General features: G+C 55.7%; 16 protein-coding genes. 11 read left to right on the top strand and 5 right to left on the bottom strand.

The genetic code is table 11. From position 1 onward, the window contains the following. Positions 1 to 2: 2 nt before the first annotated feature. The 3 genes from DOP62_RS10100 to DOP62_RS10090 are packed head-to-tail and all read left to right on the top strand — an operon-like array spanning position 3 to position 4,329. On the top strand, positions 3 to 1,430 hold the full coding sequence (locus tag DOP62_RS10100; RefSeq protein ID WP_208675107.1) for an NAD(P)/FAD-dependent oxidoreductase: 1,428 nt from the start codon (positions 3 to 5) through the stop codon (positions 1,428 to 1,430). Between the two features lie 59 nt (positions 1,431 to 1,489). Beyond that, positions 1,490 to 2,851 carry a folate-biopterin transporter gene (locus DOP62_RS10095; RefSeq protein ID WP_208675109.1) on the top strand — a complete coding sequence of 454 codons (1,362 nt, stop codon included), beginning with the start codon at positions 1,490 to 1,492 and terminating at the stop codon, positions 2,849 to 2,851. Next, positions 2,848 to 4,329: a carotenoid oxygenase family protein gene (locus tag DOP62_RS10090; protein ID WP_208675111.1), complete on the top strand. Its 1,482-nt coding sequence runs from the start codon at positions 2,848 to 2,850 to the stop codon at positions 4,327 to 4,329. Before DOP62_RS10095 ends, DOP62_RS10090 begins: the two co-directional genes overlap by 4 nt. Before the next feature lie 190 nt (positions 4,330 to 4,519). Here DOP62_RS10090 and DOP62_RS10085 read toward each other — a convergent pair whose 3' ends face one another. The 4 genes from DOP62_RS10085 to DOP62_RS10070 all read right to left on the bottom strand — a co-directional run bounded on the left by DOP62_RS10085 (position 4,520) and on the right by DOP62_RS10070 (position 5,888). Beyond that, entirely contained in the window at positions 4,520 to 4,747 is a 228-nt protein-coding gene (locus DOP62_RS10085) for a hypothetical protein (RefSeq protein ID WP_208675113.1), read from the bottom strand. After that, positions 4,725 to 4,973, bottom strand: a complete 249-nt coding sequence (locus DOP62_RS10080) for a DUF4160 domain-containing protein (protein WP_208675115.1) — start codon at positions 4,971 to 4,973, stop codon at positions 4,725 to 4,727. Before DOP62_RS10080 ends, DOP62_RS10085 begins: the two co-directional genes overlap by 23 nt. After that, entirely contained in the window at positions 4,957 to 5,307 is a 351-nt protein-coding gene (locus DOP62_RS10075) for a hypothetical protein (RefSeq protein WP_370538783.1), read from the bottom strand. Before DOP62_RS10075 ends, DOP62_RS10080 begins: the two co-directional genes overlap by 17 nt. A 152-nt stretch (positions 5,308 to 5,459) precedes the next feature. Then, on the bottom strand, positions 5,460 to 5,888 hold the full coding sequence (locus DOP62_RS10070; RefSeq protein WP_208675119.1) for a pentapeptide repeat-containing protein: 429 nt from the start codon (positions 5,886 to 5,888) through the stop codon (positions 5,460 to 5,462). 113 nt (positions 5,889 to 6,001) lie between these two features. On the opposite strand from DOP62_RS10070, the gene polA reads away from it, so the two are divergent. From polA to DOP62_RS10035, 7 genes are all read left to right on the top strand, one after another. Next, complete coding sequence (polA, locus tag DOP62_RS10065; protein ID WP_208675121.1) at positions 6,002 to 8,863, top strand: DNA polymerase I; 2,862 nt, start codon at positions 6,002 to 6,004, stop codon at positions 8,861 to 8,863. Between the two features lie 379 nt (positions 8,864 to 9,242). Continuing rightward, positions 9,243 to 9,536 (top strand): hypothetical protein, encoded by a 294-nt coding sequence (locus tag DOP62_RS10060; protein WP_261789952.1) that lies wholly within the window; start codon positions 9,243 to 9,245, stop codon positions 9,534 to 9,536. Positions 9,537 to 9,614: 78 nt separating this feature from the next. Further along, positions 9,615 to 9,758 (top strand): hypothetical protein, encoded by a 144-nt coding sequence (locus DOP62_RS10055; RefSeq protein WP_208675123.1) that lies wholly within the window; start codon positions 9,615 to 9,617, stop codon positions 9,756 to 9,758. A 2-nt stretch (positions 9,759 to 9,760) separates the two neighbouring features. Then, complete coding sequence (locus DOP62_RS10050; protein ID WP_261789953.1) at positions 9,761 to 10,561, top strand: hypothetical protein; 801 nt, start codon at positions 9,761 to 9,763, stop codon at positions 10,559 to 10,561. A 426-nt stretch (positions 10,562 to 10,987) separates the two neighbouring features. Then, entirely contained in the window at positions 10,988 to 11,983 is a 996-nt protein-coding gene (locus DOP62_RS10045) for an ABC transporter transmembrane domain-containing protein (protein WP_208675125.1), read from the top strand. Between the two features lie 191 nt (positions 11,984 to 12,174). After that, a complete protein-coding gene (locus DOP62_RS10040) occupies positions 12,175 to 12,684 on the top strand; it encodes a protein-tyrosine phosphatase family protein (protein ID WP_261789954.1) in 510 nt (169 codons plus the stop codon). 58 nt (positions 12,685 to 12,742) lie between these two features. Then, on the top strand, positions 12,743 to 13,528 hold the full coding sequence (locus tag DOP62_RS10035; RefSeq protein WP_370538782.1) for a hypothetical protein: 786 nt from the start codon (positions 12,743 to 12,745) through the stop codon (positions 13,526 to 13,528). Here DOP62_RS10035 and DOP62_RS10030 read toward each other — a convergent pair. Further along, positions 13,525 to 13,728: a hypothetical protein gene (locus DOP62_RS10030; protein WP_208678387.1), complete on the bottom strand. Its 204-nt coding sequence runs from the start codon at positions 13,726 to 13,728 to the stop codon at positions 13,525 to 13,527. The two genes, DOP62_RS10035 and DOP62_RS10030, sit on opposite strands and share 4 nt — an antisense overlap. Positions 13,729 to 13,878: 150 nt before the next feature. Here DOP62_RS10030 and DOP62_RS10025 point away from each other — a divergent pair, with 150 nt between their 5' ends. Next, entirely contained in the window at positions 13,879 to 14,364 is a 486-nt protein-coding gene (locus DOP62_RS10025; protein ID WP_208676828.1) for an NUDIX hydrolase, read from the top strand. The last annotated feature ends 54 nt before the right edge of the window (positions 14,365 to 14,418 follow it).

Here is a 14,418-nt window from a genome sequence, read left to right as displayed (position 1 = left end):
CAATGACTTCTGCTGAGACCAAACCCACGGTCATTGTTGGGGGCGGCTTTGTTGGCCTATTCTGCGCACTGCATTTGCGTCATCGTCGCTATGCTGAGCCGATTATTTTGATCGATCCCAAGGATCGCTTCATCTTTCGGCCACTCTTATTCGACTTCCTCAGTGGGGAACTCAGTGATGAGCAAGTTTGGCCGCGCTACGAAGAACTCCTGCAAGGGAGCGAGGTCGAGTTTGTGCAGGATTCTGTCAGCCAAATTGACCTCAAGGGGCGATCGCTGACGACGGCCACAGGTCGGCAACTGAATTACGGCCACCTCGTGTTGGGGCTGGGGGCCACACAGGGCTACTTTGGGACGCTGGGGGCAGCAGAGCATGCCTTTGCTTTCCGCGATCGCGATGATGTGTTGAAGCTGGGGAAACACTTACTCCAGCGCTTGCAGCAGGCGAGTCAAAGCCGCGATCGCCAACAGCGACAAGACCTCCTGACGATCGCGGTGGTTGGCGCAGGGCCATCGGGCATTGAAATGGTTGCGCTCTTGGCCGATTGGTTGCCGCTGCAATACGAGCGTCTGGGAGGCGATCGTCAAGAAATCCGGCTGGTGCTGGTCAATCGCAGTCCTGAAATTCTCAAAGGCGACGCCAACGCCAGCCTGCATGATCTGGTTTTAGAGGAACTGCAGCAGCGTCAGATCCCGATCGAGCTGCTGCTCGGTGTGGCTGTCGAAGGCGTCACGGCAGAGGGATTGGTCTATCGATCGGCAGCTGAAGCGGAACCGCAGCAGCTGACTAGCACCGTCATTTGGACGGCGGGCGTCAGTAACAATCCGCTCTTGGCAGAACTAGAGATTCCCGCCAGCGATCGCAATCGCCATGGCGTTCCTTACGTTTCACCGACCTTGCAGCTCCTGGGCTATCCCGAGGTGTTTGCGGCGGGTGACTGCGCTGTGGTCAAAGAGCAGCCGCAACCCGGACTGGCGCAAGTAGCCTATCAACAGGGCGCAGCGATCGCCCACAATCTGCTGGCACTCAGCCATAATCACGCCCTGAGTCCAGCCAAAGTCAGTCTGCGCGGCACGTTGATGGGCTTGGGAATCGATAACGCCGTCGCCAACTTGCTGAACCGCTATCGCGTCACGGGCAAGCCGGGAGCATTACTGCGAAAGGCGACCTATTTGGAGCTACTACCGACACCCGTTCACAACTTCAAAGCAACGGTGGACTGGCTATCGGAGGAGTTGTTCCATCGTCATAGCGGCGGACAAACTCAGAGTTTGGAGAAGCGCGAAATCGGGATCAGTCGAGCGATCGCGATCACGATTGTCGGTCTAGTGGCGATTCTCGGAGGCTTCTTGGCAACCCGCCTGCTCAACGAACCGCGATCGCCGCAACCGCAGCCCAGCCCAACACAACCAGCACCGCCTGCACCCTAGCCCAGCTCGAGAAAGGCGATCGCTATACTGAGGATTGACATTTCTTTACAGTCGAGCCGATGCCCGATTCGACCCTCAGTACCGTCGCCAAGCCCACGTGGCAGCAGCGGTTGCTGTTTGGTCAAGAGCCCAGTCCTGAACTGGCCGCCATCCTGCTGGTCTACTTTGTGCAGGGCATTCTCGGACTCTCTCGGCTAGCTGTCAGCTTTTTCCTCAAAGATGATCTCGGCCTCAGCCCCGCTCAGGTTTCTGCCCTGACGGGGATCGCAGCGCTGCCTTGGATGATCAAGCCGGCTTTTGGCTTGCTCTCCGATGGCTTTCCCTTGGGCGGCTATCGGCGGCGACCTTACCTGATTGCTGCAGGCCTGTTGGGCAGCCTTGCGTGGTTGGGCTTGGGCACCGTTGTTCATTCCCCCGCAATGGCGACGCTGGCGATCGCGCTCAGCTCGTTGTCGGTCGCGCTCAGTGATGTGATTGTCGATTCCCTCGTTGTTGAACGAGCCCGCCAAGAATCGCGATCGGAATCCGGCTCGCTCCAGTCCTTGACTTGGGCCGTATCGGCACTGGGTGGCTTGGTGACAGCCTATCTCAGCGGCTTTTTGCTGCAACTGTTTGAGACCCGCACCCTGTTTCTGATCACGGCCACTTTCCCGCTGATTGTCTGTCTGGTCGCGGGCTGGATTGCCGAAGTACCCCAAACGATTCAGCCGGGACTAGCGCTGATTCGCGAGCAGGTTGGTCAAATTGGCCAAGCTCTGCGCCAGCGCCGTATCTGGATGCCGACGCTCTTTCTGTTTCTCTGGCAAGTCACCCCTAGTGCCGATTCTGCTTTCTTCTTCTTCTCGACCAACGAGCTGCACTTTGAGCCAGAGTTTCTGGGTCGCGTTCGACTCGTCACAAACTTGGCCTCGCTGCTGGGCGTTTGGATTTTCCAGCGCTTCCTACGGGGGGTGCCGATGCGTCGCATCTTCGGCTGGATGATCGTGGTGACGACGTTGCTGGGCTTGACCTCGCTGATTCTGGTCACGCACCTCAATCGCAGTTGGGGAATCAGCGACCAGTGGTTCAGCCTTGGCGACAGCTTGATCCTGACGGTGGCTGGTCAGCTTTCCTTCATGCCGGTGCTGATTTTGGCGGCGCGGCTTTGTCCCAGTGGCATTGAAGCAACGCTGTTTGCCCTGCTGATGTCGGTGCTGAATCTGGCGCACTTTGGCTCTGTCGAGCTGGGAGCGCTGCTCACCCATTGGCTGGGCGTCACCGAAAGCCAATTCGATCGCCTTTGGCTGTTGGTGCTGCTGACGAACCTCAGTAGTCTGCTGCCGCTGCCCTTGCTGGGGCTCTTGCCCGCCGAGGAAGCCGAAACGGCTCCTTCGGACGCGATCGCCTCCGCTACTCCTGAACCCTTGGTTGTAACCCAATGACTGCCACTGTTCCTTCTGCTACGACTGAGACCTTCAGCCGCGCTGATTGGCTGCGGGGTTACGAGTCCCAAACTGAAGAACGGGACTACTGGATTGATGACATTGAAGGGGAGATTCCCGCTGAGCTAGAGGGCACGGTCTTCCGCAATGGCCCCGGCCTGCTGGAAGTGGGCGGCCAAAGTCTGCACCATCCCTTTGATGGCGACGGCATGATCAGCGCGATCGCCATTCGCCAAGGGCGCGCCTATTTCCGCAATCGCTACGTCCGCACTGAAGGGTTCCTGGCGGAGCAAAAGGCTGGCAAGATTCTCTATCGTGGCGTGTTTGGCACCCAAAAACCGGGCGGCTGGCTGGCCAATATCTTTGACCTTGGCCTCAAGAATATTGCCAACACCAACATCCTCTACTGGGGCGATCGCCTGCTGGCGCTGTGGGAGGCGGCAGAACCGCACCGCCTCGATCCACAGACGATGGAAACTTTTGGCCTCGATCGCTTGGATGGTTTGTTGGCCGATGGCGATCCTTTCTCAGCACATCCCCGCATCGATCCCGGTTCAGAGCGGACGGGCAGTCAACGGCGACTGGTCAACTTTGCTGTCAAGACCGGTCCTTCCAGCCGTATTCGGCTCTATGAATTTGACGAGGCAGGCCGCTGCGTCGAGCAGCAAGAGCGGGTAATTCCGGGCTTTGCCTTCCTGCACGACTTTGCGCTGACCCCCAACTACGCCATCTTTTTCCAGAACCCGATTCGCTTTAATCCGCTGCCCGCCTTGTTGGGACAGCGGACGGCTGGGCAATGCTTAGCCAGCGATCGCAACAAGTCCACCCAGATTTTGGTGATTCCGCGCGATCCCCAAGCGCCGATGCAGACCTTTGAGGCGGAGTCCTGCTTTGTCTTCCACCATGCCAATGCCTTTGAGACGGCGGATGGCGCGATCGTGGTTGATTCGGTCTGCTACGACTCATTTCCGATGCTGGAACCCGATCGCAACTTTAAGGAAGTTGATTTTGAGAGCTATCCCCGCGGTGAGCTGTTCCGCTTCACACTGCGCCCCGGTCAACCCCGTGCTGAGCGGCAACTGATTGAAAGCCGCACCTGTGAGTTTCCGGTTCAGCATCCCAGTACTGTTGGGCAAGACGCTCGCTACTACTACATCGGCGCGGCAGCAGCTCCGACGGGCAATGCACCGCTGCAAAGCTTGCTGAAAATCGATCTGGAAACCGGCGATCGCAAGCTCTGGACGGTCGCACCGCGTGGCTTTGTCGGAGAACCGCTCTTTGTGCCGCGTCCTAATGGCGAAGCAGAAGATGATGGCTGGGTCTTGAGCTTGGTCTACGATGCCGCCCAACATCGTTCCGCACTGGTGATTTTGGCCGCGCAAACGCTGGAACCGGTGGCACGGCTGAACCTCAAGCAGCACATTCCCTACCCTTTGCACGGTTGCTTCACGCCGCACTATTTCGGCCCTGAAGACTGAGTCTCTGTTGAATTTGGACGAGTCCAGCTGTCGATAGATTGACTGGCGGCTTCACGCTTGTGGTTGATAGGGGTGAGCAATCACCCCGTCACTAGCAGCTGAGCTAGGCACACGAGCTGAGAGGCGATCGTGGCATCCAGCTCAACCAGGCAGTTGTCGGTTGCAACGTTGGCTGTCCAACATCCGTCAGCTAAGCCGCTGATAGGGAAGCCGCGATCGCGTGTCGAATAAATTCTTGAACTGTTAGGCCATGGTCTTGGCAATAAGCATGCAAACGAAAAGCCTCTTCTTCTGATAGAGGTAAGAGGTTGAGGAGTTGTGACTCCAGCCACTGCTGCTGAAACTCTGCCTCAGAGAATCCTAGCTCTGCCAACAATTCAGCATCTGTCATCTGATCAACGGGACGAAGATTCTCCATGAATGGCCTCCCAAACAGCCAGACAGCGCTGTTGATAACGCTGAACGAGCACCAAAGCTTTTTTGAGTTCTCGAGACGTTAGTGTAGTCTTGCCGATCACTCTAACAGTGCCATCAATACAGATTCGGCCAGTATGATTGCCCGTTTCAACATGTACATGTGCAGGATAGTGATCTTGCGGATAGACCCGCGCAACAATCCCAGCTTCCTCAAAAACTTTGGGCATATTTGGCTAGACGTTGCTGCAACTGCGCTTCATTGATCTGTGCAGTAGCTGACGGCGCCCAAGTCTCCCAGTCCTCCTCTGAAATTGGCCGGCGGATGCGATAGCGGGATAACTGATGTGCGGGCGAAGGAGCATTCAAGTCTTCGATCAGATTCACGAGGGACTGCAGAGCTTCGACCAGTGTTGGGTGCTGCGATCGCGCCTGCGTCAGTAGATTGACCCCGTTGAAATCCACCAAGCTCCAAGCGACAGCGTAGAGTTCTTCTTGTTCCTCGGCCGTCAGGACAGCCCACTCGTAGGGCAGTGAGAGCACCAGGGACTGCACGCGAGCCATCACGAGATCCACCAGCGCTGACTGACTGGAATCAGCATGCAAGATCCTGAATAAGAGCTGTCGGGGCGGGGCAAGCGTGGCCATGGCCTAGGACGAGTCTTTAGCTGCAATTGTGGCACTTGCCCCATTCTGGACATGTGATCTCGCGATTGCTATTGGCCGCCGATGTTGATAGCAGTACCACCGATTGTGGCACCGGCAAGGTTGATGCCCGACAGTTGTGCCCCGCTGACATCAGCGTGATACATGGTGACGCCGCTGAGGTTGGCATTCCGGAGATCTGCGTCTGCAAAGACTGCGTTCGTTAGATAAGCCTGACTGAGGTTGGCACCCGTTAAATCAGCACCGGTGAGATCAGCTCCTTCGAGGTTGACCTCGGTTAGGTTGGCACCGCTGAGATCCGCATTGCGCAGGTCCGCACCAATCAAGTGAGCACCTGTCAAATCTGCATCCTGAAGATCGCAGCCAGCGCAGGCTCCGGTTTCTAGAAGCTGGCGAACATGAGCCGGATTCTCGGCTCGGAGTGGCGGCGCAATCAAGAGGAGGGCGAGGGCAGACCCTAGGAGGATAGAAGCTTTCATGATGACTCTCCGAAATGGAGCAGCGGGTGAGGAAGGAGGCTGGAGCCTTAGTGTTAGTGTTCCCTCGGCGATCGCTTCCAGTGCGGTTGAACGCAGGTGGGAGAATACGAATCATGTCTGCAGACTCTCCCCTCTTGCTTCTCGTGGATGGCCACTCCTTGGCCTTCCGCAGCTACTATGCCTTTGCCAAAGGGCGTGATGGTGGCCTCCGTACGCGCACCGGCATTCCCACCAGCGTTTGCTTCGGCTTTTTGAAAGCGCTGCTGGAGGTGATGGAGCAGCAGCAACCGCAGGCACTGGCGATCGCCTTTGATCTGGGCGGCCCGACCTTTCGCCACGAAGCGGACGAAAACTACAAGGCCAACCGCGACGAAGCCCCCGAGGACTTTAAGACTGATACCGATAACCTCGTCGCCCTGTTGCAGAGTCTGAATCTGCCAATTCTGGTGGAGCCGGGCTATGAGGCGGATGACCTGCTAGGGACGGTCGCTCATCGTGCTGCCCAGTCTGGCTACCGGGTGCGAATTCTCAGCGGCGATCGCGATCTCTTCCAGCTCGTTGACCCCGACGGTGCGATCCGTGTGCTCTATTTGGGCAATACCTTTGGTCGCAGCGCTAATCGAGAAGCGGCCCGTGAGATTGATCCGGCAGCAGTAATCGACAAGCTAGGAGTGCCGCCGGAGCAGGTGATCGATTTCAAGGCGCTCTGTGGCGACAGCTCAGACAATATTCCCGGCGTGAAAGGGATTGGCCCCAAAACAGCGGTGGAGTTATTGCAAGCTTGGGGCGATCTCGATCGCATTTATGAAAATCTTGAGGCGATCAAACCGGCAGTCCGCAAGAAATTAGAAAGCGATCGCGAAGCGGCTTACCACTCCCGCAAACTGGCGCAAATCGTTACTGATATTCCGCTGGCGATCGACTGGGATCACTATGCCCTGACAGGGTTCGATGAACAGGCTGTTTTGCCTTGGCTGGAAAAGCTGGAACTGCAAGCGTTCCGGCGACAGGTCGATCGCCTGCAGCAGCTATTCGGAGGACAACCGACAACAGTCGAAGATCTGGGCGATGAATCGCTGGACTTTTGGACCGCGGAAGAAACTGCTGCTCAGCAACCCCGTTGGCCACAACTGCAGCCGCGAATCATTACAACCGAGGCAGCGCTTACTGAATTGGTAGCTCTGCTAGAACAACGGACTGATCCTGAGGCGATCGCGGCTTGGGATACCGAGACAACCGATCTCGATCCGCGTAAGGCGCAACTGGTGGGAATTGGCTGTGCGTGGGGTGAAGAGCCGGATCAACTGGCCTATATTCCCCTCGGACATACCGAAGGGGAGCAGTTACCGCTGGAAACTGTACTCACAGCACTGCGACCGATTTTAGAGAGCGATCGCTATCCGAAAGCCTTCCAAAATGCCAAGTTCGATCGCCTGATTCTGCGGCACCAAGGCATTGAGCTAGCAGGCGTGGTCTTCGACACGATGCTGGCCAGCTATGTACTTAACCCCAGCCTCAGCCATAACCTCGATGCCTTAGCCGATCGCTGGCTGAAGGTGCAGACGCGCAGCTACAGCGACCTGGTCCCCAAAGGCAAAACGATTGCTGACGTTGCGATCGCAGAAGTGGCGCAATACTGCGGCAGCGATGTTCATGTGGTGCAGCGGTTGATTCCCTTGCTGAAAGCGGCGATCGCGGAATCACCTGCCCTGAAATCCTTGCTGGAAACCGTGGAACTGCCGCTGGAAGCCATTCTTGCGGAGATGGAAGATAGCGGCATCCGCATTGATGAAGCCTATCTGGCGGAACTGTCGGAGCATCTCAAAGGTGAACTCGATCGCATTGAAGTGGAAGCCTATGAGGTGGCGGGCGATCGCTTTAATCTCGGCTCGCCCAAGCAGCTGAGCGAACTGCTGTTTGAAAAGCTCGGGCTGAACGTCAAGAAGTCGCGCAAGACCAAAACCGGCTATTCCACCGATGCGGCAGTGCTGGAGAAACTCCAGGGCGATCACCCAATCGTCGACCTGATTCTGGAGCATCGCACCCTTGCCAAGTTGAAATCGACCTATGTGGATGCGCTGCCCAGTCTGGTCGCAGCCGACGGCCGTATTCACACGGACTTCAACCAAGCGGTGACGGCGACGGGACGGCTCTCCTCCTCGAATCCCAACCTGCAAAACATCCCCATTCGCACCGAGTTCAGTCGTCAAATTCGCAAGGCATTTCTGCCGCAAGAAGGTTGGTTGCTGGCGGCGGCGGACTATTCGCAAATCGAGCTGCGGATTTTGGCACATCTCAGCCAAGAGCCAGTGCTGCTGGAGGCTTATCGCCAAGGCGACGATGTCCACCGTTTAACGGCGAGCCTACTCTTCGATCGCGAGGAAATTACCTCAGAAGAACGGCGCATCGGCAAGATCATCAACTTTGGCGTCATCTACGGCATGGGAGCTCAGCGCTTCGCCCGCGAAACCGGCACCAGCAATAAAGAAGCGCAGGGCTTTATCGATCGCTTCTACGATCGCTATCCCCGTGTCTTTGCCTATCTGCAAAGTTTGGAGCGGCAGGCGATCGCCCAAGGCTATGTCGAAACTGTGTTGGGTCGCCGTCGCTACTTCGATTTCGAGGAAACGGGGTTGAACAAACTACGCGGCGCGGATCCCGACAGTATTGATCTTGATAAGCTACGTCCGAGTCGCTTCGAGGCGCAATCACTGCGAGCTGCCGCCAACGCTCCGATTCAAGGCTCCAGCGCCGACATCATCAAAGTGGCAATGGTGCAGTTACAGGCTTTACTCCAGCCCTACCAAGCGCGGATGCTGCTGCAAGTTCATGACGAATTGGTGTTGGAGCTACCGCCCGAAGAATGGGACATGCTCGCACCGCAAATTCAGCAAACGATGGAGCAGTCTGTCAGCTTGAGTGTGCCCTTAGTGGCAGAACTCCATGCTGGGCATAACTGGATGGCCGCTAAGTAGTCTCGGTGCCGCTCCACTAAGGCCTCATAGCATAAGCAGCCTTAGGCAAGACTGTCTGTCATGACACAGCCACGCCTAGTTTCTGTGCTAACCTTCAGACGGCATTCACATTAATGCTGATATCAAATATAAAAACTTCAATTCGTGGAGTTTGTTCGGAGTTGGGCTTTGATGGTCTACGGATCTCAGTCTCTCCAACGCAGCCTTTGTACAAGTCTGGTGTGGACGAGGAGGCCGAGTGCAGAAGCGGTGTGCCCGAAATCGGAAGCGATCGCAGCGACGTGCGATTTTCTGCCCTGAGCATGGCTGATACCTCGATAGTGTCAGCCCCAAGTTCCCGTTATTTGCTGATTCGGCGGGACAGCTCCAAGTGCGTGGGATGGGTGCCAAGACAGCCAAGCTCGTGATTCACACCCATGGCACGGTGCCCTTGCAGGACGAGTGGCTAGAAGCCTTTTGGTGCAATCAGTGTCAGACCCAGCGGTGGCATCATGTGCGGAAGCTGGGCGATCGCCAGTACGATACGCAAGTCGCCCCTATTGCACTCTGGCGTCAAGTGAGTGGGGTAATCGATCCGCATCGCAATCCAAGCGTCAGTGAGTTTAGCGATCGGGCCGCCCGTGGTCGCGGGGGCTATGCGGCGGGTCTCAGGGGATTCCGGCAGCTGGCTTAAGCTTCGTCTGTCTATGACCATGCCGGTCAAGTGGCATTTGCTCTATGCTCTGAGCTTGATCATGAGCATCATTGAGGGATGTCCCTGCGTGGTTGTGGGGCTGAGGGGCTTGGATTAACCGACTTGGGATTCAGCTTGTCGATGGCAATCGTGGCGCTGCTAGCCCTAACGAGCGTGCGCCAGTTTCGGCGGATGGAAAAGCAGTTTGCTGATGTGATTTGAGGATGCAGGATCCAGAGATTGAGTCGCTGCCTTACACGGATAGCGACTCCCCTTGGAAGGAACTGATTGAGGCGTTCTTCCCAGAGTTCATCCGCTTCTTTCTGCCCGTTGCCGACCCTGAAATTGATTGGGAGCGTGGCTACGAATTTCTCGATAAGGAGTTGCAGCAGATCACCGCTGATGCGGAAGTGAGTCGTCGCTACGCCGATAAGCTGGTCAAGGTTTGGACTACAGCAGGGACTGAGACTTGGGTGTTGGTCCATGTGGAGGTGCAGGGTGCGAAAGAGACGGCCTTTGAAGAGCGGATGTTTGTCTATCGCTATCGGACTCGCGATCGCTTCCGCCGCCTGTCGCCATCCTTGCCGATGAATCTCCGACTTGGCGACCCGAGTCCTTCGAGGAAAGCTTGTGGGGCAGCTCTTCAATCTGGTCAAGGTAATCCGTTTGCGATCGCGGTAGTGGCTCATCTGCGGGCAATTCAGACCAAGAAGGATCGACGGCTGCGCAAGCAATGGAAGCTCGAATTGCTGAAGTTGCTTTATGAACGGGGCTTCGATCGCGATCGCATTATTGGACTTTTCAAGTGCATTGACTGGCTAATGAGCCTGCCCCAAGGACTTGAGCTACAGTTCAAGAGTGAGCTGTCGGCCTATGAACAGGAGCGGCGGATGCTCACCATCACCAGCACTCACGCATTGGCCGAGAGGAAGCCTGGTAAGCGTGATTCGCCGATGGGTAAGGGCGATCGCTCCCAAGCGACACCACCCCGATTCGAGTGCTTGAAGTGTCGCGGAGAGCTCTAGATACTCTGCAAGAGTAATTCGCGCATCTTTGAGAGTCGTTGGTTTATCTTTGAGAGCCGCCGCCAGTTATTCCTAAACAATAACTGGATACTTCCAGGCTATAAATAGAGGCTCTAAAACAGTCGTCAGGAACTCTCCAACAATAAAAAGGGATTCCCGGACTATAAATCGGCCAGATTGCAAGGACGATCGCCCTGCCCAAGACAGCATGCTCCCTAGGGACTAGGGTCGCACTTCCTGCGATCGCGCTGGATGAGACGAAGCGATCGGGAGTGGGCTCCAGAAATGATGTGAAGTAACATTTTTATCTCTCAACTGCTTTCTGTGACTTCTGCTACTTCCAAATCGCTGCTGGCTAACTTACGACAGTTGTGCCGTTTCCTCAGTGCTCGTCGACGTCGCCAATTGGGGCTCGTAGTAGGGGTCATGGTGCTCAGCTCTCTGGCAGAGATGCTGAGCTTGGGGGCTATTGTGCCGTTCTTGGCAGTGTTAGCCCAACCGGAACGGCTTTGGAGCAATCCTTGGGTGCAATACCTAGCCCCAACTCTCGGCTGGACGCGCGCCAGTGATCTCGTGATTCCCATCTGCCTGCTCTTCGCACTGACAGCACTAATTTCAGGTGGAGTGCGAATTCTGTCGTTGCAGATGAATATACGGCTGGCTAACGCTGTCGGCTCGGACTTGAGTAGCGAAGTCTATCGCCGCACACTTTATCAACCCTATACGGTGCAGGTAAGCCGCAACAGCAGTGAAGTGATTACCGCAATTTCCAATCAAGTGGGTGCGGTTATTTCAATCTTGACTGGTCTCCTGCAGTTACTGACTGGACTCTTAATCAGCCTAGGCTTAATCCTGACGTTGGTCGCTATCAACCCCCAGGTTACTTTGGGGCTGGCGATCGGAGTGGGATTGATCTATGCCGTGATCATTCATCGCAATCGTCTCCAGCTAGCACTCTTAGGACGACGGATTGTTGAGGATGAGACCCGACTGATTCGGCTTCTACAAGAAGGACTCGGTGCAATTCGAGATGTTTTGCTAGATGGCAGTCAACCACTGTTTGTCGATAGTTATCGCCGTGCCGATCGCCGTCTGCGACGCGATCGAGGGATGAGCCAAGTGCTGGCTCTTGCGCCCCGTTATGGATTAGAGGCGGTTGGCATAGCTCTCATTGCCCTGACCGTATTGGTGTTGGGACAGCAAGGAGCTCCACTTTTAAGTGTTCTGCCGCTGTTAGGAGTTTTGGCGCTGGGATCTCAGCGATTATTGCCAACTCTCCAGCTGATTTATGGCTGCTGGGTTGGACTGACGGCAAATCTACCGGCACTTCAGTCGATAAATCATTGGCTGGATTGCTGCCAGAAAGTGGCACCAGCGTTGGAGCCGCGATCGCAGCATAAAGCATTCCATCGCCGAGGCTGACTAGAGTTAAGCTGAGTGCGATCGCTAGAGATTTTTGCCGATTACTCATAAGAAATACCAAGGCGGTTTAAATCGGAAATCATCAAAGTGCGTTAAGTATACTGCATCTTTTTTAAACTGACAGTTTGCAGTCAGCCCCGTGCTGACGCCCGAACAACTGACCGAATCCCCATCTGTTTGTTCCCGTTCCTATGTTTCTTTTTCCGCGCAAAGCTCGTCGTTCCAGAAAAGCATCTGCAGCCAAGCTAACCATTGATTGGGTGATCCCTGGGCGGTTGGCGATCGGACCCCTGCCCCACGACCAGCAGCGATCGCAATTTGAGCAGGCTCAGATTCAAGCCGTTTTGTCACTTTGCGCCCCCCACGAAGGTCCCATTCCCGCTTGGATACAGGCTTTGCAGTGGCAACGCTGTGTTCTGCCAGACAGTCACTGCAATCGCTTGATTACAGTTTCAGAAATTGAGCAGGCCGTCGAGCAACTCCACCAGCTGCTCCAAGTGGCAACACCTGTCTACATCCACTGCATTGCCTCGATCGAGCGATCGCCCCTGATCACGTTGGCCTACCTCTGTCGCCATCGCAGCCTAGACTTTTGGGAGGCGTTGAGCCATCTACAGCAGGTGCATAATCCCACCCGGCCCACGGATGCCCAGATGAAAGTGTTGCAGCAATATCTCCGCACTGTCTCGAGTCAAACTTAATGCGATTCAGCAGGGACATACCCCTTCGAGCGTTGCAGCCTCACGATGGTCACGACTGATGGCTTCTCCCCCCACGGTGCCACAAACGCCACTGTGGCAAGACCAACGCCGAACAGCGGCGGACTGGCTAGCCTACTTTCAGCACAACCACGGGCAGCTCTTACCTCTACCCTCGGAGGTTCAGATCACAGCAGCAGATTACCCAGCCACATTTTGGCGATCGCTCGCCATGTTTCAACTGGGTGAATACTCCGAAGGGCACAACCTGATGCGGGCCACCCATCAGTGGATCGCCAAAGGCGGTGACCCCGACTTAGCGCCAGCGATGCAGTGGTTCATTCGCGAAGAACAGCGTCACGCCGCCGATCTGGGTCGTTGCCTCAAAGCCGTCGATCAACCCTCCATGCGATCGCACTGGCTCGATCACACCTTTCGGCACTTGCGGCGACAAAATCTCAACCTTGATACGGCACTGAGTGTCTTACTCAATGCTGAAATCATCGGCTTCCTCTATGCCCAAGCCCTACAACGAGCTATCGCCTCACCCCTAATTCAAACCGTGGGTCGCCAAATTGAATGGGACGAAAGCCAGCATCTCTGCTTCCAAGCAGTTTGGCTCCAACAACTCCGTCAGCCGCGATCGCCTTGGCGCAATCGTCTCAGCCAGTGGTTGCAACACTGCTTACTATGGGGAACCCTCCGTGCCATTTGGCCCGATCATCGTGCAATCTTTTTGGCTGCAGGCTGGTCGTTTAGCACTGTTGAACAAGCGGCGATCGCCACGCTACAGGCCACTTTGTTACCCACAAATGCTCACCAACCCAGACAAAAACAACGGGCCTAAGCCACTTGTTGATCCCAACAGCGATAGAGATGCAGGAGTTGGTCAAAATAGTGGCGAGCCAACTCTAACTGGGGAAAAGATTTCACCGAAAGCTGATCGCTCCGGCAATCCAATACCCGAACTTGATGGTCTTCAATATTGGCAACTGCAGGGCTGAGAATTACGATCCAGCGCCCGATATGTTGTCGTTGGGTTTCCATAAGAAAGACAAGTGAATTTCAGCTTAAAGTAGCGAAGGAAAAGCCAGAAAATCGTTACTTAGATCACGATCTGGCTTAGAGTAGCCTCCGAGGTTGTCAAAAGCAGAACTAGTCGGTTCTTTTCCCGTCGAGGCTGAAGCTGCGATCGCGATGTCTATTCCTCCTGCTGCCCCAGAACCGGCTCCAGAAGTTGCGTTGGCTGTCATCACCCAAGGTCGTCAATACTTGCTGCAACTGCGCGATGACTTGGACTGGATTCTCTATCCCGGCCAGTGGGGCTTGTTTGGGGGCCATATTGAACCTGGTGAAACGCCTTGGCAAGCCCTGCAGCGCGAACTCCAAGAAGAAATTGGCTATTCGCCGCAGACAGCGACGTTTCTCTGGAGCGAAGCAGAACCAACTGTGACCCGTCATCTGTTTCATGTGCTGCTAGAGGTTGATCTCTGGGCTTTGCAACTGGGAGAGGGTCAAGACTTCCACCTCGTCGATCCGGCTGCGATCGCCCAAGGCGCCGTCTATTCAGCTCGCATCCAGCAGCAACGGGCGATCGGCGCACCGCACTACAAAATCTTGCAGCGCTTCCAGGCCAACTATTCATACCTGCTGAACGGCGATCGCAAGACAGAAGTGCAATAGCGATCGCAACGCGCCATTCCGATTTTTCTCTGGCTTGACCTCAAATCGAGTGAT

This window comes from Synechococcus elongatus PCC 11801, from assembly GCF_003846445.2.
Taxonomy (GTDB): Bacteria; Cyanobacteriota; Cyanobacteriia; order Synechococcales; family Synechococcaceae; genus Synechococcus; species Synechococcus elongatus_A.
The sequence above is the reverse complement of the archived record's forward strand: the minus strand, read 5'-3'. Positions and strand labels throughout refer to the sequence as shown.

Bases quoted from the DNA above. Each gene is read 5' to 3' on its own strand.
- DOP62_RS10100 (WP_208675107.1), top strand. From the start codon at position 3: ATGACTTCTGCTGAGACCAAACCCACGGTCATTGTTGGGGGCGGCTTT.
- DOP62_RS10095 (WP_208675109.1), top strand. From the start codon at position 1,490: ATGCCCGATTCGACCCTCAGTACCGTCGCCAAGCCCACGTGGCAGCAG.
- DOP62_RS10090 (WP_208675111.1), top strand. From the start codon at position 2,848: ATGACTGCCACTGTTCCTTCTGCTACGACTGAGACCTTCAGCCGCGCT.
- DOP62_RS10085 (WP_208675113.1), bottom strand. From the start codon at position 4,747: ATGGAGAATCTTCGTCCCGTTGATCAGATGACAGATGCTGAATTGTTG.
- DOP62_RS10080 (WP_208675115.1), bottom strand. From the start codon at position 4,973: ATGCCCAAAGTTTTTGAGGAAGCTGGGATTGTTGCGCGGGTCTATCCG.
- DOP62_RS10075 (WP_370538783.1), bottom strand. From the start codon at position 5,307: ATGGCTCGCGTGCAGTCCCTGGTGCTCTCACTGCCCTACGAGTGGGCT.
- DOP62_RS10070 (WP_208675119.1), bottom strand. From the start codon at position 5,888: ATGAAAGCTTCTATCCTCCTAGGGTCTGCCCTCGCCCTCCTCTTGATT.
- polA (WP_208675121.1), top strand. From the start codon at position 6,002: ATGTCTGCAGACTCTCCCCTCTTGCTTCTCGTGGATGGCCACTCCTTG.
- DOP62_RS10060 (WP_261789952.1), top strand. From the start codon at position 9,243: ATGGGTGCCAAGACAGCCAAGCTCGTGATTCACACCCATGGCACGGTG.
- DOP62_RS10055 (WP_208675123.1), top strand. From the start codon at position 9,615: ATGTCCCTGCGTGGTTGTGGGGCTGAGGGGCTTGGATTAACCGACTTG.
- DOP62_RS10050 (WP_261789953.1), top strand. From the start codon at position 9,761: ATGCAGGATCCAGAGATTGAGTCGCTGCCTTACACGGATAGCGACTCC.
- DOP62_RS10045 (WP_208675125.1), top strand. From the start codon at position 10,988: ATGGTGCTCAGCTCTCTGGCAGAGATGCTGAGCTTGGGGGCTATTGTG.
- DOP62_RS10040 (WP_261789954.1), top strand. From the start codon at position 12,175: ATGTTTCTTTTTCCGCGCAAAGCTCGTCGTTCCAGAAAAGCATCTGCA.
- DOP62_RS10035 (WP_370538782.1), top strand. From the start codon at position 12,743: ATGGCTTCTCCCCCCACGGTGCCACAAACGCCACTGTGGCAAGACCAA.
- DOP62_RS10030 (WP_208678387.1), bottom strand. From the start codon at position 13,728: ATGGAAACCCAACGACAACATATCGGGCGCTGGATCGTAATTCTCAGC.
- DOP62_RS10025 (WP_208676828.1), top strand. From the start codon at position 13,879: ATGTCTATTCCTCCTGCTGCCCCAGAACCGGCTCCAGAAGTTGCGTTG.